The sequence below is a fragment of the Pseudanabaena minima str. Chao 2107 genome (assembly GCF_051131155.1).
Lineage (GTDB): Bacteria > Cyanobacteriota > Cyanobacteriia > Pseudanabaenales > Pseudanabaenaceae > Pseudanabaena > Pseudanabaena minima.
Map to the genome: position 1 here is coordinate 1576362 of NZ_CP159508.1, position 26011 is coordinate 1602372.

Annotated in this window: 24 protein-coding genes, 3 tRNA genes and 1 pseudogene; 16 read left to right on the forward strand and 12 right to left on the reverse strand. The window is 42.3% G+C overall.

Annotated features, from left to right (window positions below; translation table 11 throughout):
* Positions 1-54: 54 nt before the first annotated feature.
* The 6 genes from ABM313_RS06995 to ABM313_RS07020 all read right to left on the reverse strand — a co-directional run bounded on the left by ABM313_RS06995 (position 55) and on the right by ABM313_RS07020 (position 4220).
* The gene (locus tag ABM313_RS06995) at positions 55-666 is read right to left on the reverse strand and encodes a hypothetical protein (RefSeq protein WP_434686944.1); all 612 of its coding nucleotides are present in this window, start codon (positions 664-666) and stop codon (positions 55-57) included.
* Positions 667-789: 123 nt separating this feature from the next.
* The gene (locus ABM313_RS07000) at positions 790-918 is read right to left on the reverse strand and encodes a hypothetical protein (RefSeq protein ID WP_434686945.1); all 129 of its coding nucleotides are present in this window, start codon (positions 916-918) and stop codon (positions 790-792) included.
* Entirely contained in the window at positions 902-1642 is a 741-nt protein-coding gene (locus ABM313_RS07005; RefSeq protein ID WP_434686946.1) for a Uma2 family endonuclease, read from the reverse strand. The genes ABM313_RS07000 and ABM313_RS07005 overlap by 17 nt, the downstream gene beginning before the upstream one ends.
* A 240-nt stretch (positions 1643-1882) precedes the next feature.
* A complete protein-coding gene (locus ABM313_RS07010) occupies positions 1883-2212 on the reverse strand; it encodes a DUF433 domain-containing protein (protein ID WP_434686947.1) in 330 nt (109 codons plus the stop codon).
* 117 nt (positions 2213-2329) lie between these two features.
* Positions 2330-3334 carry an HNH endonuclease gene (locus ABM313_RS07015; RefSeq protein WP_434686948.1) on the reverse strand — a complete coding sequence of 335 codons (1005 nt, stop codon included), beginning with the start codon at positions 3332-3334 and terminating at the stop codon, positions 2330-2332.
* Between the two features lie 148 nt (positions 3335-3482).
* Positions 3483-4220, reverse strand: coding sequence for a Uma2 family endonuclease (locus ABM313_RS07020; protein WP_434686949.1), 738 nt, complete (start codon positions 4218-4220; stop codon positions 3483-3485).
* A gap of 206 nt (positions 4221-4426) precedes the next feature.
* Here ABM313_RS07020 and ABM313_RS07025 point away from each other — a divergent pair, with 206 nt between their 5' ends.
* Positions 4427-5803, forward strand: coding sequence for an NAD(P)/FAD-dependent oxidoreductase (locus ABM313_RS07025; protein WP_434686950.1), 1377 nt, complete (start codon positions 4427-4429; stop codon positions 5801-5803).
* A gap of 198 nt (positions 5804-6001) precedes the next feature.
* Here ABM313_RS07025 and ABM313_RS07030 read toward each other — a convergent pair whose 3' ends face one another.
* The 4 genes from ABM313_RS07030 to ABM313_RS07045 form a co-directional block, all read right to left on the reverse strand.
* The gene (locus ABM313_RS07030) at positions 6002-7606 is read right to left on the reverse strand and encodes a TROVE domain-containing protein (RefSeq protein WP_434686951.1); all 1605 of its coding nucleotides are present in this window, start codon (positions 7604-7606) and stop codon (positions 6002-6004) included.
* Positions 7607-7671: 65 nt separating this feature from the next.
* Positions 7672-7809: transfer RNA gene (locus ABM313_RS07035), tRNA-OTHER, on the reverse strand.
* A 124-nt stretch (positions 7810-7933) separates the two neighbouring features.
* Positions 7934-8056 (reverse strand) — tRNA-OTHER (locus ABM313_RS07040).
* Positions 8057-8400: 344 nt separating this feature from the next.
* Positions 8401-8524 (reverse strand) — tRNA-OTHER (locus tag ABM313_RS07045).
* A 639-nt stretch (positions 8525-9163) separates the two neighbouring features.
* Here ABM313_RS07045 and ABM313_RS07050 point away from each other — a divergent pair.
* Positions 9164-10372: an MFS transporter gene (locus ABM313_RS07050; RefSeq protein ID WP_434688397.1), complete on the forward strand. Its 1209-nt coding sequence runs from the start codon at positions 9164-9166 to the stop codon at positions 10370-10372.
* 96 nt (positions 10373-10468) lie between these two features.
* Here ABM313_RS07050 and ABM313_RS07055 read toward each other — a convergent pair whose 3' ends face one another.
* A complete protein-coding gene (locus tag ABM313_RS07055; protein ID WP_434686952.1) occupies positions 10469-11428 on the reverse strand; it encodes an asparaginase in 960 nt (319 codons plus the stop codon).
* Between the two features lie 218 nt (positions 11429-11646).
* Between ABM313_RS07055 and ABM313_RS07060 the strand changes: the two genes are divergently transcribed.
* From ABM313_RS07060 to ABM313_RS07075, 4 genes are all read left to right on the forward strand, one after another.
* The gene (locus ABM313_RS07060; RefSeq protein WP_434686953.1) at positions 11647-11787 is read left to right on the forward strand and encodes a hypothetical protein; all 141 of its coding nucleotides are present in this window, start codon (positions 11647-11649) and stop codon (positions 11785-11787) included.
* A 106-nt stretch (positions 11788-11893) separates the two neighbouring features.
* Positions 11894-12607, forward strand: coding sequence for a leucine-rich repeat domain-containing protein (locus tag ABM313_RS07065; protein WP_434686954.1), 714 nt, complete (start codon positions 11894-11896; stop codon positions 12605-12607).
* Between the two features lie 257 nt (positions 12608-12864).
* The gene (locus ABM313_RS07070) at positions 12865-13698 is read left to right on the forward strand and encodes an ABC transporter ATP-binding protein (protein WP_434688399.1); all 834 of its coding nucleotides are present in this window, start codon (positions 12865-12867) and stop codon (positions 13696-13698) included.
* A 5-nt stretch (positions 13699-13703) separates the two neighbouring features.
* Positions 13704-15017, forward strand: a complete 1314-nt coding sequence (locus ABM313_RS07075) for an MlaD family protein (RefSeq protein ID WP_434686955.1) — start codon at positions 13704-13706, stop codon at positions 15015-15017.
* A 165-nt stretch (positions 15018-15182) separates the two neighbouring features.
* Here the strand turns inward: ABM313_RS07075 and ABM313_RS07080 are convergent, their stop codons facing one another.
* A complete protein-coding gene (locus tag ABM313_RS07080; RefSeq protein ID WP_434684046.1) occupies positions 15183-16034 on the reverse strand; it encodes an IS5 family transposase in 852 nt (283 codons plus the stop codon).
* 276 nt (positions 16035-16310) lie between these two features.
* Here ABM313_RS07080 and ABM313_RS07085 point away from each other — a divergent pair, with 276 nt between their 5' ends.
* From ABM313_RS07085 to ABM313_RS07130, 10 genes and pseudogenes are all read left to right on the forward strand, one after another.
* Positions 16311-16745 carry an NfeD family protein gene (locus tag ABM313_RS07085; RefSeq protein ID WP_434686956.1) on the forward strand — a complete coding sequence of 145 codons (435 nt, stop codon included), beginning with the start codon at positions 16311-16313 and terminating at the stop codon, positions 16743-16745.
* Positions 16746-17195: 450 nt separating this feature from the next.
* Positions 17196-17432 carry a DUF2811 domain-containing protein gene (locus ABM313_RS07090; protein ID WP_094530675.1) on the forward strand — a complete coding sequence of 79 codons (237 nt, stop codon included), beginning with the start codon at positions 17196-17198 and terminating at the stop codon, positions 17430-17432.
* Between the two features lie 256 nt (positions 17433-17688).
* A complete protein-coding gene (gene hemG / locus ABM313_RS07095) occupies positions 17689-19131 on the forward strand; it encodes a protoporphyrinogen oxidase (protein WP_434686957.1) in 1443 nt (480 codons plus the stop codon).
* 69 nt (positions 19132-19200) lie between these two features.
* Positions 19201-20109 (forward strand): homoserine kinase, encoded by a 909-nt coding sequence (gene thrB, locus ABM313_RS07100; protein ID WP_434686958.1) that lies wholly within the window; start codon positions 19201-19203, stop codon positions 20107-20109.
* A 263-nt stretch (positions 20110-20372) separates the two neighbouring features.
* Positions 20373-20660, forward strand: a complete 288-nt coding sequence (locus ABM313_RS07105; protein ID WP_434686959.1) for a hypothetical protein — start codon at positions 20373-20375, stop codon at positions 20658-20660.
* Between the two features lie 105 nt (positions 20661-20765).
* Positions 20766-21758: a Gfo/Idh/MocA family protein gene (locus ABM313_RS07110; RefSeq protein ID WP_434686960.1), complete on the forward strand. Its 993-nt coding sequence runs from the start codon at positions 20766-20768 to the stop codon at positions 21756-21758.
* Between the two features lie 205 nt (positions 21759-21963).
* The gene (locus tag ABM313_RS07115) at positions 21964-22254 is read left to right on the forward strand and encodes a nucleotidyltransferase family protein (RefSeq protein ID WP_434686961.1); all 291 of its coding nucleotides are present in this window, start codon (positions 21964-21966) and stop codon (positions 22252-22254) included.
* Positions 22255-22280: 26 nt separating this feature from the next.
* Positions 22281-22592, forward strand: a pseudogene (locus ABM313_RS07120) (HepT-like ribonuclease domain-containing protein).
* Between the two features lie 70 nt (positions 22593-22662).
* Positions 22663-24723, forward strand: coding sequence for a leucine-rich repeat domain-containing protein (locus tag ABM313_RS07125; protein WP_434686962.1), 2061 nt, complete (start codon positions 22663-22665; stop codon positions 24721-24723).
* 341 nt (positions 24724-25064) lie between these two features.
* Positions 25065-25901 (forward strand): universal stress protein, encoded by an 837-nt coding sequence (locus tag ABM313_RS07130; protein ID WP_434686963.1) that lies wholly within the window; start codon positions 25065-25067, stop codon positions 25899-25901.
* The last annotated feature ends 110 nt before the right edge of the window (positions 25902-26011 follow it).

A 26011-nucleotide genomic window follows, 5' to 3' on the forward strand; every position in this document is an offset into this window, starting at 1 on the left:
TATGCGATCAGCTTTATAAAATTGGCGATTGTACAACAAGATTGGCGGATCGCATCACACGATTGGGCTGACAAAAAGTAACACGATGCACAATACTAGCATTACAGACCAAAAACCAATAAATAAAATTGGAGTAAGTGGGTAATAAAACTTATATTTCCTACGATCAGTCCATCCTTGTAAAGGGGGGTGTTTGTCAATATAGCTAATCACTAATTCATCTCTTTCTTTTTTGTCCTTCCAACAGAATTTTTCCAAGTCTTTATTCAAGTCTTTATAATATTCATCTCTTTTTCCCTTAGGTTCAAGTTGCAAATACCACCATCGATCTAGCTGCTCAAGATGATTTTCTGCTGCATTAATTGAATTTATCATAATGACGCAAAAGAATATTAACAATATAGGAATACAAGCAATAACTAGGAAAAACATGTTAGGAATATGTTTATCAATTGAATTAAATAACAATTGAATAAAACCACTTATTAAAAATCCTTGAGGTAAAATCAACCAAGTTTGTCGGTAATTAATTAAATTATTTTCGTGTTCTATAACTGAACGAATCCGTTTCCAATCTTCATATTCCTTGTAATCAGCTTTCTCAAAAGATGCTTTAGCGTCTCCGTTAGATGCTTTAGTGTTTTCTTTTTTATCATTATCTGACATTTTCAACCTCTAGCACTAAAAAAGTTATAGTGATTAATGTTTTAAAAGTATTTGATCGATTAATCTCACTCTTCAATCAGAAACTTCACATGATCGCATAGTATCAAAAAACATCAAGCAAGATCAAATTTCATCAGGATTGATGCCAAGCGATCGCAAATAAGCGGCAAGTTTTTCTTTCTTTTGACGCTCCTGTTGCGAAATTAATTTTTCTTGCTCAGCGATCACTTTTTGATCATTCAGAGATATCACCGAAGCGATCGCGGTACTTTTGTAATAACGCCTCAGCCTTCATCGCCCGTTCGTCACCTGTGAGCAGCAAATTACCTGACTCGTCCCACCAGCGCAACCAATATAATCCAGCCTCTTGCTTAAGTCCAATCTCTACTGCCATTGGGGCAATTGAATAATGTCCGCGATCATTAGGTTGCATTTTTACATACTTGCGATCAATGAGGTGATAAACATCGATTAAAGCTTTACTAGCTTCAAAAATGACATAAAACGGAATACCGATCGCCTGCTCGTAAACCCAGAACTTTCCTGCTTTTTCACCTTCGTGAGGAGATGTATAATCTCTCTCTTCCTTACCACTACCAGATACAAACTCAATCGCAATTAAGGGAACGACAAATTCTTTCCACAATACATAGGAACGTCGAAACTCTCCATTTAAAAGTGGTGGCACATTAGGAACATAAAACCAATCAGGTGCTTCTGCTCCCTTTTCTGGAGGCTCAGTCATCCGCCAGTAAATACCGCTATCTTGACCAATGCAATAACGTCCATCGGGGTGTAGTTTCTGTAAAATTGGTTCGATGGAACTCGTTAAAACAATGCTTTGCGGATGTTCTTGAAAATTCTTCACGAAAGTACCATCAGACTCTGGTAGTTGAGTATGATCAGGGACATTGATTTTAGGTAAGTGAACTACATTTGGGTTAGCCGATGGCTCAAGTGTTTGAGTACTTTCCATTGCAATACCGAGATACACATTAGTTTACTTTAACATAATCTGAATATGGCGATTACTACAGTCTATAGGATACGAAATAGCTAGCGATCGCATTACAAAATTGGCGATCGCACTCATCCTAAATCTTTTAGTTCCTCAGAATGGGATAGACATTATTTGATTAATCCATTCTTCAGCAGTAGATGCTTCCGAGGATAAGCGCATCAATTGCGTCACTAACTAGCAATTTTTGAGAAAGAATTAAAACCCCTGAACTGTTTTTTGAGCAGTTTTTAACTTCTGATACAGAAGTGGATTCTTTTGTCTACAGGATTTTTGCAATTTCTCAAATTCTTCTTCACCTTCCTTGAGATATGCGTCAATTAACTCGCGGCTACCAAGATAAAAGGCGATCGCTCCATAAACCTGTTCTAGTGAGATTAATGGAAAGTCTTGGGCAATGCTTTCAGGTGACTTACCATTCAAAAAAGCATAAACAACTGAATCAAGAGAAATACGGGTTCCTTCGATCCAGTATCCTCGATCGCGTTGCTCGATATATCGTTTTGCTAAGGTTGGTGCTGCGGTCATAAAGTTGTTGGCTACTCTTTATGTAAATATTTTAAGCGATCGCTTCACCCCATCATCAACAAGGTAATCACGATCCTTCCTCAACGCACCTTACAAATTGGCGATCGCACTATAAAATTACTTGCTCTTCAAAATTGCTTCTAAATCTGATATCGAAAGCCAAGGTCTTTTTCGGTGAATCATCTTGTGACAATTCGAGCATACTAGTGCTATATCTTCAACTTTGGTTTCTATTTCTTCTGTAATTTCCGACAAAGGTTTAGTATGATGTGCTTCTATAAAATCTTCTCCTATAGCACCGTAAGCTTTAGAAAAAGAGAAATCACAGACTGAGCAACATAGCAGAGGATCAGAGTCTTTTGCCCTCTTTTTAGCCAAATTGATTACAGACTTATTTCTCTCTTTTGACCTATGTAATCGATAAACTTCTTTTCCTTCGGGGAACACGAGTTCATCATCATCTTCCTTAAAAGGAGTAGGATCGGGTACTACGCTATCAAAATTTTCATCCACATGATCAGGAGAAGTTACTTTCACTATATCATTATCATTCGCTTTAGGTAAGTCAGCATATTTCACACTCCATATGTAATCATTGTTTTGAAGAATCCAGTTTAAAACCTTACGCGGCTGAGAAGTGCCAGCTTTCGGCAAATTAACACCTAGATTACTCAAGATTCTATTAGCCTCAACCCCAGTAATGGCTTGGTTATCAATAAAAGGCATCAACTTTCGGCTAATTACATTAACGATGATTTTTATCTCTCTTTCTCTATATCGTCGCAAGAAGCTGTATTCATAGCCGAACTCAGCAGGACGTAAATTTACACCAAATCTAAGCTTTACTTCTTTGTCTCCTGCCACTGTAAGTTTGTAATAACCTTCTCCAATTCCTTGCCAAAAAATGCTCTTTTCTACTACTGTTTGCAAGGATTCATCACCCTTATTTGCTATATGTGACTGAATAAAAGAAAATATAGCCAAACGATGGACAACACTATCCAATTTAATTCCATGTAGCCATGCTGCATATAAAAGCATTTCTTCCGCATTCATATTTTCTGGAATGCCATATTGTGGAGATGATTCTCCCTGAATCAGTGGAAGATTAAATGAGTTCATTAGCCTTCTCGCAAATGGAATTTATTCAAAATTCATACTAAAGTATAGCATTCAATTATCTTAAATTTATCATCTTGCTTATATTTGAAGTAGGCTTATGTATCGACTTTACGTGCTCAGAGATCACCCTTTTTAATTATTTTCTTGATTATTCAGAGATATCACCGAAGCGATCGCGATACTTTTGTAATAATGCCTCAGCCTCAAGTCTAGCCTGACGCTCTAGGTTCGCACTTTCTTGAGCTGTGAGATATCTCTTCCCAGAGCGATCGTACCAATAGACCCATTCCCGTTGCCAACCATCATAAATACCCTGCTCACAACCGATTCCCAAACCAATCTCAGGGAGCCATACCATTCTTCCGCCTTCTGCTAAAAGCGTCACCGTAGGTAAAAGTTGATATTTGCCATCGACTAACTTGTACACCTCTAAAGATTGATGATCCTTATACAATCGGCGACCAGACGTGGAATTGTACACCACATAATAGAGAATTCCCACCTCTGCATACTTGGCTAACTTTGTGTCGTATTCACCATTATATTTTTTAGAAACAACTTCTAAAGCCAGAATTGGCATTACTTTTTCCTGCCAAACCACATAGCTCAAACGTCCACCTTCACCAGTTTGCTTCGGTACGCCCAAAGCGAGAAATCCATCGGGAACGATCGCCTTAGACTTGGCTGGCTCCTCAATATTTGGCTCGTAATACACTCCCATATCCACACCCCAAAACCAATCAGAGCGATCGCTCCAAATCTCTCGTAATAGGTTCAATAGAATATTGGGAATGTCATTTTGGAGTTCATTATCCACAGGCGTTTCATCGGAATCGGGTAGGTCTTCCGCCGTTAGCAAACGGTATTGAGAAGGTACAGTAACCATAGTTTTTTGGTACTTTACGTTATTACTATTCTGACACGGTTTTTTGAGCTTTACCGTGGCAAGTTGTTGTTCTTTATTACTGACTCTCCTGTTGTCAAATTAACTTTGCTTATAAAAAGATACAAAAAGATATTTTTATTTACATATATAATAATTTTTTAAAGATGCCACCAGCAAAAACATCACACCCAACTTAAAAACTTGCCATGTCTCTAAGTACTCAAAATGAAAGCGCACCCCATCATGTTGTTATTATTGGCGGCGGCTTTGGGGGACTATATGCCGCCCAAAAGCTAGGCAAATCAAAGGTTCCCCTTAAAGTCACCCTCATCGACAAACGTAACTTTCACCTCTTCCAGCCGCTACTTTACCAAGTCGCCACAGGCAGCCTCTCCCCCGCCGATATCGCCTCACCATTGCGGGCAGTCCTCGCCGAATACAAAAATATCAGTGTCGTCATGGGCGAAGTGCTAGATATTGATCCTCAAGAGCAGGTAGTTAAATTAAAAAATCACTTAGACATAAGCTATGACTCGCTGATCGTGGCAACAGGAGTTAGTCACCATTACTTTGGTAACGATCAATGGTCAGAGCAAGCCCCTGGATTAAAAACCATTGAAGATGCGATTAATATGCGTCGTCGCATCCTGAGTGCCTTTGAAGCTGCCGAAAAGACCCATGATCCTAAGTTTAAAGAAGCATTGATGAACTTCGTGGTCATTGGTGGAGGTCCAACGGGAGTAGAACTTGCGGGAACCTTAGCAGAACTTGCCCATCGCACCCTCAGTGATGAATTCACGAATATTGATACGAAGAAAGCGCGAATCATCTTGATAGAAGGAACCGATCGCGTATTACCTCCATACCATGCCGATCTATCCGAGGCGGCGAAACAATCCTTGCTGAAGCTTGGCGTGGAAGTCAAAACTAGTGCGATGGTAACGAATATTGAAGATCATGTTGTCACCTTCAAATGTGGTGAGCAAGTTGAGCAAATCCAAGCGCAAACGATCCTCTGGGCGGCGGGTGTGAAGGCTTCACCGATGGGCAAAGTCTTAGGAGAGAGACTGAATGCTGAACTAGATCGCGTTGGTCGCGTGATTGTCCAGCCTGATATGTCGATCGCCAATTTTCCTAATGTCTATGTCATTGGTGACTTAGCGAACTATCCCCACCAAGGCGATCGCCCACTTCCGGGGGTTGCGCCTGTAGCAATGCAGCAGGGTGAATATGTCGCGCATCATATCGAAGCGAAGGTACAAGCGAAAGAACCTGCAAAATTCAAGTATTGGGATTTTGGAAGTCTTGCTGTAATTGGTCGCCATGAGGCGGTTGTGGACTTTAAGTTTATCCGTCTGAAGGGTTGGTTAGCGTGGTTTATTTGGACATTTGTACATGTTTATTATCTAATTGAATTTGATAATAAACTCCTTGTAATGGTTCAATGGGGATGGAACTATTTCACCCATCGTCGTGGCGCGAGAATTATTACAGGCAGGTATTTGCAGGTATTAGAGGAAATGGAAGGAATCCGTGCAGGTGGGCTTTCCTTGGAAACAAGGGAACCAGCCGAGGTTGCCTAATTGATGTTATGCGCAACCTAGATTAGGGATTTCTTGCTGCTAGCCGAGAGGGGCAACCACGGGGGGATTGCCCCTACATAAGAAATTCAAATTTAAATTGTGTGGACGTAGGGGCTGCGCCCCCGTGCCAGCCCTAGCCTGCAAACATCGCAGGAATTCCCAAACACAAAAAAAGGAGTCGCAAAGCGACTCCTTTTTTTAGACTTCACCCATTGCTACCATTTGGATCGCACGGGGCATTGCGGGATCGAAACCTCCCATATCCCAAGAATTCGGATCTTTGGGATCGACTAGCGAAAGCTTGTAGGGAGCCAAAGTCACATAGATTGCCTTCGCATTAGCATTCACCTTGCGGCGATATTCAGCCAAGGCTTCGCTAGGATGACGACGACCTGCCCAAGATTCGGAATCAGTCCAGAAGCAGAACACATCCGCATAGAACTTATTCTTAATCGCCCAGTCGTAAGCCACCGATGCATCAGTACCACCGAAGTTTTGGCTTGATGCCTTCTGCATTGCCGATGTGAAGGAATCCTTTTTGGTGATTCCCAAATCGCGGAAGTCGGTGGCAAATCCACGAATCGCATAGTTGGTTTCCGCCTTCACCGTTGCCAAAGCCATCGTTGCCGCAATTTCGCAGCAGGTCAAACCAATGGAACTAACGGTGTAGTAAGCCATCGAACCCGACACATCGATCGCATGGAGGAAAGTCGCACCCGTAGGCGCGATCGCATCGAAGGACATTTCCAGAGCAGTTTCCAGAATATCGACAATGCGCGGAATTGGTTGCCAAGTCTTTTGGCTACGTCCGAGTGCACCACCAGACTGATAGGTCTTGAGAGCTTTCAAAACATCAATGGGGTGAATGCGTCCCTTCTTGAGGCGATCGCGATTATTCAACACATTAGCGACATGCTTCAAGTTATCCTTGTTTTTTGCAGTCAAAACACCAAGTTCGGTCAAGGAGCCAAGGTTCCGCAATAGCGCACCGATAGGCATTTCGTTAAAGAGCAACTGCCATGCACGCACATCCATCTGTCCGATGGGAGCTGCCATTTCATGGGTGAGTTTACCCTTCGCGATCGCTTCATGGGTCTTGTCAGGATTGCGCTTTAGCCATTCATACCACCAGATTTGCGCTAACGCATCCGATGGGATCTGCGAAGGAAGTTCATCCCAACCCTTGACCACCCATTGATAGAGCGCTTGTTGGTCGTCGGTTTCAGGCTTAACGTGAAACAAACGTAGCGCATCACGGTGCGAGAAGCCTTGCCGTTGTTGGTACTTCAGCAATTGATAGGCTAGCGCCTTGGTGTCGGGATTGGAGAGCCATGCCTTACCGCTTTCACGAATGACTTTACCGAAGCCACGCATGGACTTGGTGTAGTTCATCCATTCATAGAAGTGGCTACCCGTGCGAACAACTTGCGGAAAGATTTCCATGAAGTTCCGCTTGGCAGCTTGGCTGTCACCCATCGATAGCAAGACTAGAGCCAGAATGGGAGCGCTGTTATTTACCGCACGACCATCGCTAGCATAGAGAATTTCGCTTGCCACGCGATCGGCATCTTCGGCGACACATTTCTGCACCGTATCGATGAAATCGGCAGACAGTTCGTGCTTACCAGCGTAGTAGGTGCTTTGAGCCGTACCAATCAGCAAGCAACGACGCAACATGCGCCAGATACCCGCATCAAAGGCAAAGCCACCCGATCGCCCTTGGATCATTTCGGCTTCACGACCTGCGATCGCTTGAGTTTGAGGAGTACCTTTGGGTTTCTGAAATAAGAATTTATAAGACATGACATTCTCCGTCCCGTAAGGGAAAGTTAAAGAGAACTTCCTTCACCTCGACCAAAGAGAAGGAATCGGCAGGGTAGGACTCGAACCTACAGGATCTTGCGATCGATTGAACCTAGATAACCCTCTACAGTTCGGTCTTTACAGACAAGGGTTCCCATAAAGGCATTAAATCAACTGCGTCTACCAATTTTCGCCACCTGCCGAAAATGTGAACATCTAAAAGCTAATTGCTAAAAGCTAAGGGTTTTGTGATTTTTTGTAGTGCGGCTTTGCCGCGCTACAAAAAATCAGTTCTTCCTAATTGCTAAAAGCTAAAAACTTTTAGAGGGGGTGGAATGGGACTCGAACCCACATCTCGCGACATAAAGGGGGGAATCGTTAAAAGCGATAACCTTAAAGTCTGCGTCCCTTTCGGGCAAAAGTGCGTTCTACCAGTTGAACTATCCACCCCAAGATTGGGGTAGAGCTAAAGAAGTAGCGATTTTGAGTAATGCAGTGCCACACTACGCGCAACACTGTATTAATTCTTTAGAACTACCGATTTGGAACTTTGATTTTTTACTTTGTTAAGGAAAGATGGCAACCCGCAGGCAAAACATCTAGTTTAGGAAGGGATGGGAATTGAACCCAATCACCTCATGGAGGTGATGCAACCAAAGCGATAACCCTAGCCAATTCGTCCCTTTAATTACTGTGTGGCGCGAAGCGCCACACAGTAATCTAGGGCAAAGAGAAGTTTCGATTGCGATCGCATAACTATCTCTCCAAAACATTACTCAGAATCAAACTCCCAATTGACGGAGAGGGACTCGAACCCTCGACACTTGGCGTTTCAGGCGATAACCCTAAATCTGCGACCTTTGCAGGTAAGGAACGAAAAAGGATGTTTTCAATGCTCTACCACTGAGCTACCCGTCAATATATCGAATTTAAATTTTGCCTATAGCAAAATTTAAATTGAGAGTTTTATCGAATTTGAATTTTGCCATAGGCAGAATTCAAATTGAGAGTTTTGGTTTGGGGATAGATGCCACTTGCGAACAAGCAGCACCTATCTGGTAGCAATAACCCTGAATGCTTCAGCCCAAATAGGCAAGTCATTGCATAAAGGAATTCAGCAGTTTGCGAGGCTGCATCTCCTTTTCTAATTGCTACACAAATACTTGAGTAGTACATGTAATGGCAATTAGACTAGGCGTTCTACGCGCTTGAACTACGCTGCACTACATTTATACTACACGTACTACAAGAATGCAATAGCGATCGCCAATTTATTTACAGTTTTATTTACAACACTCTGCGCTCAAACCCAAACCAAGAGAATTTTTGAAAGTTTTGCTTCGCAAAACTTTCAAAAATTCTCTTGTATAGCAACGTAAAGATAGCTAGGACAAATCAAAAACCAAAAGATGGGTGGCGGCGCTTCGCGCCGCCACCCATCTTTTGGTTTTTATGTCCTAAGCAAAACTTACATTGCTATAGTTCATGTGGACAGTAATATGTAAACCGCTATATCGCAGTAGTATGGACAAGGACTATATGCGATCGCCTAAGCGAATGAATCGTAAATTTTGGATTATTGCTCTCATTTCTTTTATTAACTCCCTGAGTTTTACGATTCTGATCCCTGTTTTGTACCAATATGGTAGACAGTTCAAATTAGATGATTTTCAGACCAGCTTACTATTTGCAATTTATGCGATCGCCCAATTTTTTGCGACCCCAATCATTGGTAAACTCTCAGACCGCTTTGGACGCAAGCCTCTATTGATCATCAGTTTAGCGGGAACGGTGGTTGCCAATCTGATGGCAGGAACAGCAGGGAGTGCCACAGTTTTGTTCTTTGCAAGATTTATTGATGGAATCACAGGTGGTAATGCTTCCGTTGCCCAAGCTGTCATCTCCGATGTCACTAGCCCAGAAAACCGTGCTAAAGCTTTTGGAATTAATGGAGCTGCCTTTGGGCTAGGGTTTATTCTGGGGCCAGCAATCAGTTTACTTGCCCAAAAAGTTGCACTTAATACACCGTTAGGAAAATCCTTTGGCGCTTCTTTTTTGGTATCAGGAACAATTGCAGCGATCGCCTTAGTCCTCACAATTTTCCTTCTGCCAGAAACCCTCAAAAACAAAGCTCAAAAAGCTCAAAACATTTTCGATCTTGGCTTAGAGAATTTGATCAAAGGCTTATTTATGCCAAAAATTGGCATCTTACTAGTCATTAATTTCCTTACAGGACTAACATTTAATATCTTTACCTTTGCTTTTCAACCTTACTTTTTGACAGTTATCAAACAGAATAGTGATGCACTTACTCTAATGTTTTTGCTATTTGGAGTCCTAGGCGTAATTATGCAGACCTTGGGCATTTCTCTGATGACTAAACGTCTACAACTAGTACAGATTCTCTTTTTAGGATTATTAATCCGTAGCATTTCTTTCGCTTTAATGCCTATTTGGGAAAATGTATATTACTTTGTCGCCGTATGTATTCTATTTTCATTATTGAACTCCGTCGTCCAACCAATGATTAGTGCCTTGCTCTCTCTCAATACTAGCGCTGAAGAACAAGGTACAATCCTCGGTCTCAATTCTTCCTATCTGAGCATATCCAATGGTTTTGGACCAATAATTGCAGGATTAGTTGTCAATCAAAATAATCCTAGCTCCTATGGTTATCCACTCTATCTAGCAGGAATTTGTACATTTCTAGTGCTAATTTTTGCATTTGTAAAACGTAAAAGCTATGCAGTGAGAGTAATTCAGTAATATCGATTAAAATCAGAGACTTGGGCTTGGAGACCAAGCCCCTACCGATCCAAAAGATGTAGGGGTTTGATTCCCAAATCCTCTTTCAACCCTCTTTTATGCTAGTGACAACTCACCAACAGCTTCTAAGCGACTATATTTACCAACTGAAAGAAAAGATTCTTCGAGACTTTGAGCAACTGTCGGATTAATCCATCCTAATTGCTTTAACAAATGAATAGAAACCGCATTTTTTGCTCTTTTAGAGCCATCCATTACCTTGATGGCTAACCCTAATCCTTCGCCAATTCTTCCAATACATTGCACTCCTTCTGCACCAGACTTACTGACAACTTCTCCATTACTGAGACGCATTAGCTCTGTGTCAAATTGTCCATTTCCAGACACCATATCAGGATGTCTAGTCATCGCACGGGTAATACGTTCTAGATGCAATTGATCATGAGCTGATAGCAAAGCGTAGAGTCGAGCTAATTGCCCAATCTCTAATAAATAGGTCGGAACACCACAATCATCATGGGCGCAAATAAATTCAGCAGCAGGCATATGTAAGAGATCAGCCATTGTATTGAGCGCCAGTTGCTGTACAGGATGATGGCGATCCATATAGGAAGAAATCTGCCACCCTTGTTGTTTGCAGATAGCAATCATGCCTGCGTGCTTTCCAGAACAATTATGCTGGAGCGGGCTTTTTTGACATTCTGGGAGTGGACATTGTAAAGCGCTTGGCTCTACATCACATCGCCAAAGAATGCTAAAAACTTGTCGGGCTTGGGCGATCGTCCCTTGGTGCGAGCCGCAAATAATGGCAAGATCTGTTTCTGAAAGGTTAAACCGCTCCTGTGCGCCAGTGATCGAGACGGGTAGCGCTTGAATAGGTTTGAGGCTAGAACGGGCAAAGGTAGTTGTCTGGGGATCACCTGCTGCTGAGAGGATTCGACCTCTAGTATCAACGACGGCAGCTTGGCAAGAGTGGATTGACTCGACAATGCCCTCACGTAGCAATTGGACGGTAATTTTGTTAGCGGAGAAACGATTACGCTTGCCAAGGTTCATATATTAATGCTTTAGGATCGCCATTAACATCTTACGGTAATTCAAAAGCCAAAAACTAGAGACTACGCTAAGTGTAGTCTCTAGTTTTTGGCTTTTTTGCTGAGAGTATAGTTTGACAACATGCTTAACAAAAAATATTGGGGTCATTAGTATGGTTATAAATCGCAAGATTTTGCCATGACACTGAAGGTGTGAAGTTTGACGAGAGTTTAGGGACAATGAAAATACCTAAATTTGGAAGTGGGGGAACATTTACTTTGCCAACATATACAAAAGAAGCATTAACTGTCGAAGATCCCAATGGTTACAAATCTCCCTATTTTTGGGCTTCTTTTGGCTTAACTGGTAATCCTTGGTAACTATTATTTAAAAAAAGCTATCTTTAGTTGATTTTGGGTAATCTAAATTCGCATTCCCTTATTTAAAAACTTAGTCTATCTATATCAATTTAAATTATTTCAATCCATGAAACCTTATTTTAAAATCCTTCGCAAATGTATTGTCTTTAGTATTGTTTTTGGTGTCAACTTCTCTCTCTTGACAGCACAAATGCAAGCAACTACGGAAAAAACTTTTTTTGATCTTTGTAAAGACAAAGCTGGCTTAACACCTGAAACTCAGTATACGATAAATCTTCTACTGAAAAGAACGGGTACTTTTAACTGTGCTATAGCTCATACAAAATTGATGAATTTAAAATCGCTCTCCTTGTCTGATAATCAGATCACTGATATTAGTCCACTGAGTACCTTAGTTAATCTGAGAGGGCTTTCACTGAAGAATAATAAAATCTCTGACATCAGCTCACTCAAATCGCTGGAAAGATTAGAGAGTCTTTCTCTTTCCGATAATCAGATCGTCGATATTAAGCCATTAACAAAGCTAACAAAATTAACTAAACTAGGTATTACTGGTAATCGTGTTTCTGACATTAGCCCTCTTAAAAATATGATAAATTTAGTTGCTCTTAGTGCCAATCGTAATCAAATCTCTGATGTGAGTCCTTTACAATTTCTTACTAATCTTGAAATGCTATTTCTAAAAGATAATAAGATTACAGATATTATGCCGTTACAATCTTTGAAAAGATTACGAGTCGTTACGTTTAGTCGCAACCCAATTATCAAAAAAACTTGTCCTTTTATTAATAAAGAGTTTTGTAAATTCCTTGATTTGTAAGTATCCATTTTGATAGAGAGGCATTTGAAAGACAAATTATCTCTTTTGAGTCCTATAAGATTTGGGCGATCGCATACACAATACAAAAATAGCGATCACCCCTTGCTTTTGGATTTAAGACTTAGGCGATCGCATGTTCAGATTTTTGTCTTGGGGCTTTGTAATGCAAATTGCTGATTTAGAGTTTTTTTAGGAAAAGTTTCTGAAAAAATGTTAGTTTTTGGTAGAGCGAATTTTTCAATCAGAAATACATGTCGATGGAGCCAGTCCGATCTCTGACCAAAAATAGTAGCAATGTGGTCACACCATTGCTAGAACTGCGTGATATTCATAAAAGTTTTGGATCTAATGCTGTATTAAATGGTGTTGATCTCACTGTACATACAGGTGAAGCGATCGCCATCATTGGCCCCTCTGGTACTGGCAAATCGACAATCTTACGCATTATTTGCGGACTCCTTGCCCCTGACCAAGGTGAGCTATACATCAATGGCAACCTTGTTTCTTCTGAAGATGATATCCAAGAAGGAGGTTACGGCTTAAGTATTGGGATGGTATTTCAAAATGCCGCTCTCTTTGACTCACTCACGGTTGCCGAAAATGTGGGATTCTCTTTATTTGAGCATTCCCGCCTGTCACGCCGCGAGATTTATCGGCTGGTTGAACATAAGCTAGCTATGGTGGGTTTAGAAAATATTTGCGATCGCTATCCGAGCCAACTATCAGGCGGGATGCGAAAACGGGTGAGTTTTGCCCGTGCGATTATGGATGACCCCACCGCCAAAACGCAAACAAAAAAAGTGTTGCTCTATGATGAACCCACCGCAGGACTTGACCCTGTGGCTTCGACGATTATCGAAGACTTGATGCGATCGCTCCGAGAGCAACAGGTCTGTGATAGCTATATTGTTGTTACTCACCAAGACAGCACGATCCGCCGTACAGCCGATCGCTTGATCGTTCTTTATCGCGGATCGGTGCGCTATGCAGGAAACGTGAGTACAATTGATACTGCCGACAATCCGTATGTCAGACAATTTTTTAGTGGCAGTACTGAAGGTCCAATTCAACTTTTGACTAGGGAGGTATAAGGCTCGTGCAGCGAAAAACATTACGCGACGGTGCGCTTGGCTTATTTATCATTGGTGGAGTAGTGGCTCTTGGGGGCGCATTGCTATGGCTGCGCGGGTTACAACTCAGTAGTTCTAAGTTTACGTTTACGATCAAAATAGCTGATGCGAGCGGACTAAATGCTGGCTCAGTGGTTCGATTTCGTGGTGTGGAAGTGGGACGGGTAACGGCTCTGACTGCCCAAACAGAAGGCGTTGATGTACAAGTAAGTATTGAAAATCCTAGGCTGATTATTCCGAAACAATCGGTTGCCGAAACTAATCAAAGTGGTTTTTTGGGCAATACCAATATTGATATTTTCCCGCCGCAAGATAAATTAGCCATTGACCCCAAAATGAATCCGACCGCGAAGGATTGCAATGCTGATCTGATCATTTGTCAGGGTGGAGAAATTGAAGGTGTGCGTGGTGTGAGCTTCATCGCCTTACTTAAGGATTCGAGTGCTGCATTACGCAAAATCAACGATCAAAATTTAATCGATAACCTCAACGACACCTTAGTTGCTGCCAAAACAACGGCTAAAAGCATCCAAAAGCTAACGGATTCCGCCAATCGTGTAGTTGGTACATTTGAGAATCAGCTTGCGAAATTTGGTGATACTGCTGATGCAATTAGTGGTGCAGCGACTAAGGTTGGCAATGTGGCAAATAGCGCCCAAGACTTAATTGAAGTCAATCGCGAAAAACTAGCCCAAACCCTTGATGGGATTGCGGCTACTTCCAGAGAAGCGAGATCGCTGCTCGCCAGTGCGAAACCTTTATTAAGTGATGGCAAGTTAATCGCTAATTTACAGCAACTCGCGGAAAATGCTGCCGAAACCTCGGCAAACCTTCGCAAAGTATCGGGAGAACTCAATGATCCTGCTACCATCACCGCATTACGCGAAACATTAGACTCCGCTAGGGCGACTTTTGCCAATGCTAAAAAAATTACCGCCGATCTCGATGAACTAACAGGAGATCCCAAGCTGCGTAACAATATTCGCAATTTAATTAATGGTTTAGGTGGTTTGCTATCCAATGCGCCAAATTTGGACTCAATTGCACCAACAGCAACTAATTCACGCCCTAGTGAACCGACAGCAGGCGATCGCCCTAAATTACCAGCAACCGTAGAAGTCGCTCGCAATAAAGTGATTAAATCTGCCACTGAAGACGATCGCTTCAAACGTGAAAAAGCTTTGGAACCTCAAAAAATAAAAATCAATAGCCCCAAACCCAACAGCACGATTGTTAAATCAGAAATAGTCCCTGCGACAGAGGCTACAGGCGAGAATTAGTAGTGCGCGGTAAAGCTACGTATTACTTAGCTATAGCCACTCTTGTTAGGACACAAAACCCAATAAGCGAAGGGCGACATGAAGCGCCGCCCCTCGCTTATTGGGTTTTGGCTTTTCCTATTGAAAATGACTACAGCTATAATAGACCTCTTGCAGAACTGAAAATTAATCCAGAGCAGAGAAAGTTTTAGAAGCAACAAGAGCGACTTCAAAGTTATAAATGGCAGCAATCAAATTACAACGCAAACCAAAACGACGACGACGATTACGATAAGGTAAAGAGAGAATCTTAAAAATCTTCAAGCGACGATTAACATGCTCAATCGCAATACGTTGACGTGCAAGTTGGCGATTACAACGCTTATCTTCCTTGGATAATGAGCCATTTTGAGGCTTTTTGATAGGAATTTGCGAGTTAGGATGCAACTTTTGTAAGCCTTGATAACCCTTGTCTGCCAAACCTTGTGTCTGTGCGTGAAAATGAACTCCACTTGCCTTGAATAATGAGAAATCATGCTGCTTGCCCTTACCGTAAGCGGTACAAACTATCTTGAAATTAGTCAGATCGACCACCAATTGGGCTTTGAGGGCATGATGCTTTTTCTTACCGCTATAAAAATGTTTCTGGTGATATTTAGGGCGCTCAACCTTTGTCTCAGTTACATCAATGGCAATTATGGCTGGAGCCTTCTCCTGCCACAATGACTTTTTTCCTGCTAACCGAAACTTTTTCGATTTAATTAAGACATTTTCTACTTTTTTGACGATGCGGCAAATCGTCGATTCTGACACTTCCCAGTCGCTAGCAATATGAAAATAGGTGCGATATTCACGCCAATACTGCAAAGTAACCAATATTTGGTCTTCTAGACTTAGCTTTGGTTCTACACCACCTTGTCCTTTGCTTTGGGCTGCTTGTTGCATTAGCTCCGTCATTTGCGCAAATGTTTCTCTTCTTACCCCAAATAACCGTTTAAATTCTGTCGCTGATAGATTTTGACTGGCTTCGTATTTCATCGCTTAATTTGAGATCTGATAAAAAGCTTATAAATCTAACATGTTTTTGGTTCTGCAAGAGGTCTAATACCAAAACTCAAAATGGCGTAGCCATTTCGAGTTTTAAAAACCCTTACTGGGTTTGGTTTTTAATTCGCAAAAGTGTTGCCACACTTTCGTGAATTGGTATAACTCCTGTGGTAGGAAGAAAGTAAAATAAAACACAGCTTTTGTAGCGCAACTTCGTTGCGCTACAAAAGCTGTGTTTTGGGATAATTCTGATAAATCAGGTGTGCAATGAATTTACTACCTAGTCAAGTCTGGCTACTGATCGGTATTGCCCTTTGCATTATTGAGTTACTAGTGCCATTGCCAACCTTTTTGATTGCTGGGGCAATGGGTGTAGCTGCGTTACTAGTAGGTTTGATTGCGCTGATTTTGCCGATTCCTGCCTTGCAAATCCTTGCTTGGATGCTGATCTCGGCAATGTTAGCAGTGGCTTCACGGCGGTTTATTCCCAAGGATTCACATCAACTAAAAGAATCGAGTGAAGGGGTTACGCTTACGGAAATCCCCGCAGGAGAAACGGGAAGAGTCCATTATGAAGGCGGTTCTTGGAAAGCAAAATGTGATAATCCTCAAATCGCGATCGCGGCTCAACAAAAAGTCATTATTCTGAGGCGGCAAGGCACAACATTGATCGTAGTTCCCGAAAATTGGCTGAGTCATTAGCAATACAAAAACGTAAATTAACGTAAAGTGTCGTTTTTTGCTGATTTAGAAATCACCATAAATATTAAGAAAAAAATAATTTTCAACTTAGATCCTCAAAAGTTTTCCACAGACTTTTCCACAGATATTGTGGCTTTTTCCACAGATAACTATTAGTTTTCCACAGGTGCTTTTTAAGACAAAAATACTGCCGCCTTACGGGTTAAGGATTCGTTAATAGAATGAGCATTTCACTTGGGAAAACTTTTGAAACCCCTCTATTATTAAGATAAGTAAACTAAATCGCTTGAAAATGCTGATTACATCAAACTAGTTTCATTCATTTATCATCAACACTTAACACTTCGTTACGTTGACAAGAACAGCTAGTTGCACGCACAATTAAAGCCCGACCTCTGAAAAATGGTTGCGCCACTTCTATCAAACTTGTTTAAGAGTTGAGGTTTCAGCATGAGTACGACCGTCAGTATATTGGCAGAGATTCCTGAAGAATTGCACGAAACCCTCAAAAGTTACCTAGAGTCACATCCTGACTGGGATCAGGATCGTGTATTTGCTGCCGCTTTGTCTTTGTTTTTGTTGCAAAACGGTGGTAGCGATCGCCACGGCACATCTCACAATGCATCCCATAGCTATCGCAGTACTGCCAAAGTGTATTTGAACGCTTTATTTCAGCATTCTGTATAAACAGGTCGTGCAGCGCTATAGGTGCAGCATAAAACTCAGTAAAGCAATAATTCATGTTGTGAAACCAATTTTGGTGATTCCAGTGCCTTTGGCACTGGAATCACCAAAATTGGTTTTTTAGAAGCCAGCCATAGGCTGGCTTCTAAAAAACCAATTTTTATAACTTGATGTAGCTTTAAATAAAGCTTGTACTGAGCTATAGGATCTTTGTTGTACTAGACTGAAAATTGCTCATTGCCTTTAAGTCCTTTTAGCTATGTCCCTAACACCCTCCTCTGAAACCACCAATCAACCCTTAGATGTTCTTGTCGTTGGCGCAGGAATATCAGGGCTAACGATCGCCCATGAACTAGCGATAACCAAAAAATATCGCGTCTTGGTTGCAGAAGCACAGGATCGGGTGGGTGGTGCGATCACTAGCGCTAAAAATAATGAAGGTTATCTATGGGAAGAGGGTCCAAATAGTTTTCAGCCTGCACCTGAGCTATTGCGTCTAGCAGTGCAAGTGGGACTAAAGGACGAATTGGTATTAGCTGATGGCAAATTGCCCCGTTTTGTCTTTCTCAATGGCAAGTTAAACGCTTTACCCATGAGTCCACCAACAGCGATCACCTCCAAAATTTTGACTTGGGGCGGCAAAATTCGTCTGGCTTTAGGTGCGATCGGCTTTGCGCGTCCCGCTATGGCTGGCGAAGAATCCGTTGATCAATTCTTTTCGCGCCTATTGGGTAAACAAGCGGTTGAAAGATTAGTTGCCCCGTTTATCTCAGGTGTATATGCAGGAGATCCCAAACGACTCAGTGCTAAGGCAGCTTTTTCTAAAATTTTTCGCTTAGAGAATAGCTATAACGGTTTGCTCGCAGGTGCAATCCTTTCGGCAAAGGAACGTAAAGCCCAAAAGCTGAATGATCCCAATATCCCTAAAGTTAAAGCTGGTGAATTGGGTTCATTTCGGCAGGGGATTAAGATGTTGCCTGAGGAGATCGCCACGAAATTGCGAGATCAAGGTACAGCCGTCAAGCAGCAATGGACTTTGCGATCGCTAGAAAAGCAAGATGAAATCTATATTTCTAAGTTTGATACGCCCACGGGTGAAGAAACGGTGCGATCGCGATCGGTAGTACTCAGTACTCCCGCCTATGTCACTGCCAAACTATTGCAAGACTATTTACCAGCAGCTAGCCAAGCCTTAAACGAGATTTTTTATCCAACTGTAGCTTGCGTGGTGCTTGCTTACCCTAGGAGCGAATTTGTCTGTGACATGAAAGGCTTTGGCAATCTCATTCCGCGCACGCAGGGAGTGAGAACCCTAGGCACAATCTGGTCTTCCAGTCTATTTGCAGGACGAGCCCCTGAAGGTTGGCAACTGTTATTAAACTTTATCGGTGGTACGCTCGATCCTGCTTTAGCTAAGCTTTCAGAACCTGAAATCATTACCGCTGTTCATCAAGATCTTAAGAAAACCATCCTGCGTCCTGATACAAAAGCCGAACCGAAGGCGATCGCAGTCCATGTTTGGGATAAAGCAATTCCTCAATACGAGCTGGGACATTTAGATCGCCTTGCGACGGTAGAAAAAGAATTACAAACATCTCAAGGCTTGTATATCAGTGCCAACTTTATTGGCGGTGTGGCTTTAGGTGATTGCATCAAGCGGAGTTTGCAAGAAGCTACTAAAATTGATGCATTCTTAAAATAAAGAGCAATTTTTTGTGGTTAGGCTTAGCCGAACCACAAAAAATTGCTCCACATATTCTAGTTGTTCAACATGACCATTTTTGAAGTTTCCGTTCCCGCCACCACTGCTAATATTGGTCCCGGATTTGATTGCCTTGGGGCAGCCCTATCGCTCTATAACCGTTTTGAATTTTCCCTCGCCGATCGCTTAACCATTACAGCATCAGGTGAAGGCGCAGACAAGGTGGAACGCGACGAAACTAACCTTGTATATCAAAGCATAGCTAAGTTTTATCAGCATATTGATCGCCCCATTCCAGCGATCGCCTTTCATACAGATACAGCCATTCCACTATCGCGAGGGTTGGGCAGTTCGGCAACCGCGATTGTAGGCGGTATTTTTGGCGCGAATCTGTTAGCAGGATCGCCCCTTGATCGCATGGCTTTATTAGATCTTGCGATCGCGATGGAAGGACATCCTGATAACGTGGCTCCTGCAATGTTGGGCGGATGTCAACTGATGGCTTCCAATCAAGCGGGGGGATGGGAATTTTGTGATTTGCAATGGCATCAAGATGTAGCGATCGCCGTTGCTATACCTGACTTTGAGTTATCGACCGCCGAAGCACGCAAGGTCTTACCAAAACAATTTTCTATGCATGACGCAGTTTTTAATGCTTCCCATTTAGCATTGTTAACACACGGAATACAAACAGGGAAAACTAGTTGGATCAAGGCGGGACTACAGGATCACTTACATCAACCCTATCGCCAAAGTTTGATAACAGGTATGGCAGATGTGCAGGAAGCCGCGATCGCGGCAGGAGCCTATGGCACAGTAATCAGTGGCGCAGGTCCAACACTACTTTCTTTAGCCCCAATGGGTACAATAGAGTCAGTCGCCCAAGCTATGCAACAAGCATGGCAATCAATTGGTGTTACGGCTATAACTAAATGCCTAGCGATCGCTAAAGATGGTACAACGTTTAAAACTCGTTAGAATTAGCTGTTAGCAATTAGCTGTTAGCTGTTAGCTCAGAACCCATTTCGATACTTAATTTCGTTTAAAGTTCTAGGTATCTAGCCCCCTAAATCCCCCAATTCTGGGGGACTTAAATATGGTTCTAGTTCCCCCCAGAATTGGGGGGCTAGGGGGGCAAAAACTACAATTCTTAAATGGTTTCTCAAGTACATTTAACAGCTAAAAGCTAACGGCTAAAAGCTAAAAGCCAATCCCCAATAAACGCATAATTCAGGAAATATATGTCTAAATTTCAATTTTTACTGATCTCTGCAATGATTTCCGCAGTTGTGCTGCTATTTGTGGGTAGCCGCGATGGTAATCCCTTTGATTCAGTATTTCCGATCGCTGTCGTTATTGGTCTAGCGATCGTTGCTCAGAAATACTTATCTGAAAAAGTGTGGAGTCGCTTTGCCCGTTGGGTAAATGAGACGACAGGACGCAAAATCTTTTATGTGCGATCGCCAAGGCAAAAAGTTGCCCCAGAACGCAAACTATTGCCACCGTCTAAACTGCATCGCCTCAAGTAAAAAGGCGGCGCAATGCGCCGCCTTTTTTTATAAAGTGAAAAAAATAAAAGCGGTACATCACGCCGCCTTTATTATGTATTTACATAATCAGAGAACTTCCAAATCATGACTAGTTACGCGATCTCTCATCAACCTTTGCGAGTTGGTATTGTTGGGTCTGGCTTTGTTGCCAAATTACGGGCTGAAATCCTCAGTCAAGATCCACGTATGACGCTGGTGGCGATCGCAGGTAATCCCGAAAAAACAAAGGCGATCGCCCAAGAACTTGCAATTCCCAATGTGCATCAATATTGGTCAGAACTAGTTGTGCGTCCTGATATTGACTTAGTTGTAATCTGTAATGTCAATCGCGATCATGGGGCTGTAGTGGGACAAGCTCTGCGATCGGGCAAGCATGTGATTGTCGAATATCCGCTTTCTTTTAATCTGGCAGAAGGTGAGGAGTTAGTAAAACTTGCCCAGCAGCAAAATTTAATGCTCCATGTCGAACATATTGAACTATTGGGCGGTGTGCATCAACTAGTAATGGAGCATCTAGCTAAAGTTGGTAAGCCTTTTTATGCTCGATATTCCACCAAAAGTCCACAGCGTCCTGTCCCAGACAAATGGACATACAAGCCAGATTTGTTTGGATTTCCTCTAACCGCAGCAGTTTCACGGCTGAATCGAATAATTGTTCTGTTTGGGAAGGTGAGGGCTGTATCTTGTCAGTTGCGCTATAGGGGTGATCATCTACCACATCATTTTACTTCCTGTGTCTGCAATGCCCAACTTCAATTTGAGAATGGAGTTCTAGCTGATGTTAGCTATAGTAAAGGTGAAGACTTTTGGCAACCAGAGAGAATTATGGAGTTGCAGGGTAGTCAAGGAGCGCTAATTTTTTCTGGTGACAAGGGGAAATTAGTTACAGCGGATGGAGAAATGGAACTTGATGCAGGAACAACGCGAGGTTTATTTAAGAAGGATACCGAAAATGTTCTCTCGCATCTGTTTACGGGTACGCCACTTTACACTAATCATGAGAGTATTTTGCATTCCCTTGCGGTTGCTAATGCTGCCGAAAAGTCAGCTACCACCAATCAAATAGTCACTCTCTAAACATCAATTTTTACTTTATACTGACATTACGTGGAAGTTTCTAAAGTAGGGGCAGGTTTTGCAGATAGATCCTGCATTCAGTTCAGAATTATCAACTAAACCTGCCCCTACAAAATCTAAATTATTGGGGTAGGGGTTATCCCCCCCGTAGTTGCCCCTCAAAGAAGTTACTCTCGATTAACTAGCACAAGCAAAGATAATTACTATGAGTTTAAAAGCCTTACGTGATGATTATCGTTTAGCAATTGTGAATTTGGCTGCACAGTATGGAGCTTACAATGTGCGGGTATTTGGCTCAGTGGCTAGGGGGGAGGCAGATTTGGATAGTGATGTGGATTTTTTGGTGGATTTAGAAATGGGGCGGAATTTATTGGATTTAGGAGGATTGTTGATGGATTTGCAGGAACTTTTGGGTTGTCGGGTGGATGTGGTGACGGAAAAGGGTTTAAGGCAAAGGATTAGGGATCGCGTTTTGCGGGAGGCTGTGGTGCTATGAGGGAAGATAATGAAAAGTTAAGAGATATGCTTGAGGCGATCGCTCGAATCAATAAGTATGTGGGACTTGGTAGAGATGCCTTTGAAGAAAGTGAGTTGATTCAGACTTGGTATGTGCGCCATCTAGAAATTGTTGGTGAGGCGGCTCGTACTTTGTCAGATTAAGCGAGAAAGGCGGCTCCCGATGTGCCTTGGAAAGAAATTATTGGAATGCGGAATATTTTGGCGCATAATTATTTTGAGATTGATTTAGATATTGTTTGGGTTGTTGTTTCTGATAAGCTACCTGCTTTAGAAACTGCGGTGCAAAATTTACTCTCTAAAATTGATGAAACCTAGCTCTAACTAAGCATCGCCCCAACCCCAATCCAATTTTTTCCTTTTACCCTTTTACTTTTTCCTTGAAATTATGTTGCAATCAGAATTAGAAGAACTTATTGAACGGGCGGCGCGGGAGGAGTGGGAAGAACTCGATCTGGCGGGAAAGGGGATTGAGGTATTGCCAGCGACAATTGCTAAGTGCAAAAGTTTGCAGAGGTTGATTTTAGGAAAAATTACTGAGAGAAAATATTACAATATTTACGATGGTTGGACAACAGAATATAAAAATTTTGGCAATCTCCTCAAGACCTTACCACCTGAAATTGCAGAATTAACCAATCTCCAATCCCTTAACCTTAGCAACAACAGTCTCAGCGAGATTCCCGACTCGATTACAAGGTTAACCAATCTCCAATCCCTTAACCTTAGCTATAACAGTCTCAGCGAGATCCCCGACTCGATTACAAGGTTAACCAATCTCCATTCCCTTAACCTTAGCTATAACAGTCTCAGCGAGATTCCCGACTCGATTACAAGGTTAACCAATCTCCATTCCCTTAACCTTAGCTATAACCATCTCAGCGAGATCCCCGACTCGATTACAAGGTTAACCAATCTCCATTCCCTTAACCTTAGCTATAACAGTCTCAGCGAGATTCCTGACTCGATTACAAGGTTAACCAATCTCCATTCCCTTAACCTTAGCTACAACAATAAGTACAACAGTATCAGCAGGATTCCCGACTTTCTTACAGAGTTAACCAATTACCAATCCCTTGACCTTAGCTACGACAGTCACCGCTACAACAGTCTCAACAACGGTCTCAGAGAGATTCCCGACTCGATTACAAGGTTAACCAATCTCCAATCCCTTGACCTTAGCTACAACGGTCTCAGAGAGATTCCCGACTCGATTACAAGGTTAACCAATCTCCAATCCCTTGACCTTAGCTACAACCATCTCAGAGAGATTCCCGACTCGATTACAAGGTTAACCAATCTCCATTCCCTTAACCTTAGCTACAACAGTATCAGCGAAATTCCCGAATCGATTGCAAGGTTAACCAATCTCCAACACCTTTACCTTATCAGTCATCGTCTCGGCGAGATTCCCGACTCGATTACAAGGTTAACCAATCTCCAATCCCTTGACCTTAGCTACAACAGTATCACCGAGATTCCCGACTCGATTACAAGGTTAACCAATCTCCAATACCTTTACCTTAGTAATCATCGTCTCGGCAAGATTCCCGACTCGATTACAAGGTTAACCAATCTTCAATACCTTGGTCTTAGCTCCAACCGTAAAAACAACAGTCTCAGCGAGATTCCCGACTCGATTACAAGGTTAACCAATCTCCAATACCTTGACCTTAGCTCCAACGGTCTCAGCGAGATTCCCGACTCGATTACAAGGTTAACCAATCTCCAATACCTTGACCTTAGCTCCAACGGTCTCAGCGAGATTCCCGACTCGATTACAAGGTTAACCAATCTCCAATACCTTGACCTTAGCTCCAACGGTCTCAGCGAGATTCCCGACTCGATTACAAGGTTAACCAATCTCCAACACCTTTCCCTTAACTCCAACAGTATCAGCGAGATTCCCGACTCGATTACAAGGTTAACCAATCTCCAACACCTTTCCCTTAACTACAACCGTCTCAGCGAGATTCCCGACTCGATTACAAGGTTAACCAATCTCCAATACCTTTACCTTAGTAATCATCGTCTCGGCAAGATTCCCGACTCGATTACAAGATTAACCAATCTCCAACACCTTGTTCTTAGCTCCGACCGTAAATACAACTATATCAGCGAGATTCCCGACTCGATTACAAGGTTAACCAATCTCCAATTCCTTGACCTTAGTTTCAACCGTCTCAGCGAGATTCCCGACTCGATTACAAGGTTAACCAACCTCCAATACCTTTACCTTAGATTCAACCATCTCAGCAAGATTCCTGACTCGATTTCAAGGTTAGCCCATCTCCAATACCTTGACCTTTGCGCCAATGGGCTCAGCGAGATTCCCGAATCGATTACAAGGTTAACCCATCTCCAATTCCTTGAACTTTTTAACAAGAACCGTATCAACGAGATTCCCAACTCGATTACAAGGTTAACCCATCTTTCTTATGTAAATTAGATTCAAATCCAATCCCCCCGCTTCCTAGTTGTATTTTAATTAAATGTGAATTCGATATAGCCATTTGTTCCGCGCGAAGCGCGGCACAAATGGCGCAAAATGGTAAAAATCGCTCTGCGATTTTTACCATTTTGCGCGTTCGTCGAATTGACTTTAATGAAACCTGTTATTGCCCAACTTCCATTAATCGCTAATAGGAGTAGCTAACTCAAGGATGGTTATAGCTAAGTATAGGCACGGAGGATTAAATATTTAATTTTTAAGAATCTCAACGTTTTGCAGCGATCGCCTTGTAATTAAGCTTTACTCAAGATATAGCAAATTTTTAAAGATCCAAAATTATGTTCCAACAAGTTTTATTAGCCGTCGATGGTTCGGGGCGATCGCGCGAAATGATGAACATGCTACTAGCCCTGCCTAGTATGCAGAGTTTACAAATTAATGTACTACATGTCATCCCCAACTCCACTAACTCGGAAGCGGTTACGGAATATCGTCTTGCGGGTGAAAAGATTGTCGAAAGAGAAGTCAAAAATTTGCGCTTGTCTTCAGGTAATACCACCGTATCAATGCTCAAAGAAGGTGAGCCTAAAGATGTTGTCTGCAAAGTAGCCGAAGATCTTAAGCCCGACTTATTGATCATGGGATCTCGCGGGATGGGACGATTGCAAGCAATTTTGGCAAACTCGGTCAGTCAGTATGTTTTTCAATTATCTGACGCACCCATGTTACTGATTAAAGATGACGTATACATCAAAACTATTCGCAGCGTTATGGTTTCCGTAGATGGCTCTGCCTCAGCCAATAATTGCCTTGATCTAGCGATTAAACTTGTTAGTGGCGCAAAGGATGTAGAGATTTTCTTAGCAAGGGTAGTCAAGCGCAAGGAAGATGCCAATGCTAACACCGATCCAGTACTGGTGGAGACTGCCGCTAAACTGAAACGGATGAATATTCCATCTCGCTCCTTCATCAGTTCTGGTGATGTGGGCAAAGAAATCTGTAAACTAGCCGATGAGTCTAACGCTAGTCTGCTGATGATTGGCTCACCCGATCGCCGCCCCTCGATCGCCCGTAGTTTACCTGACCTCGATCGCTTGTTAGGCTCATCAGTATCTGACTATGTGCGTGTTAATGCCACAGTTCCCGTATTGCTAACACGCACTATAGAAGCATAAAAAATATTGAAATATGCTGAGAAGAGCAACGCTAAGCGTTGCTCTTCTTTATTTAAGTGCATAATTAAATTTGAGAGCATAATCGGAAACCACGCCCTCAAATTTAGCGT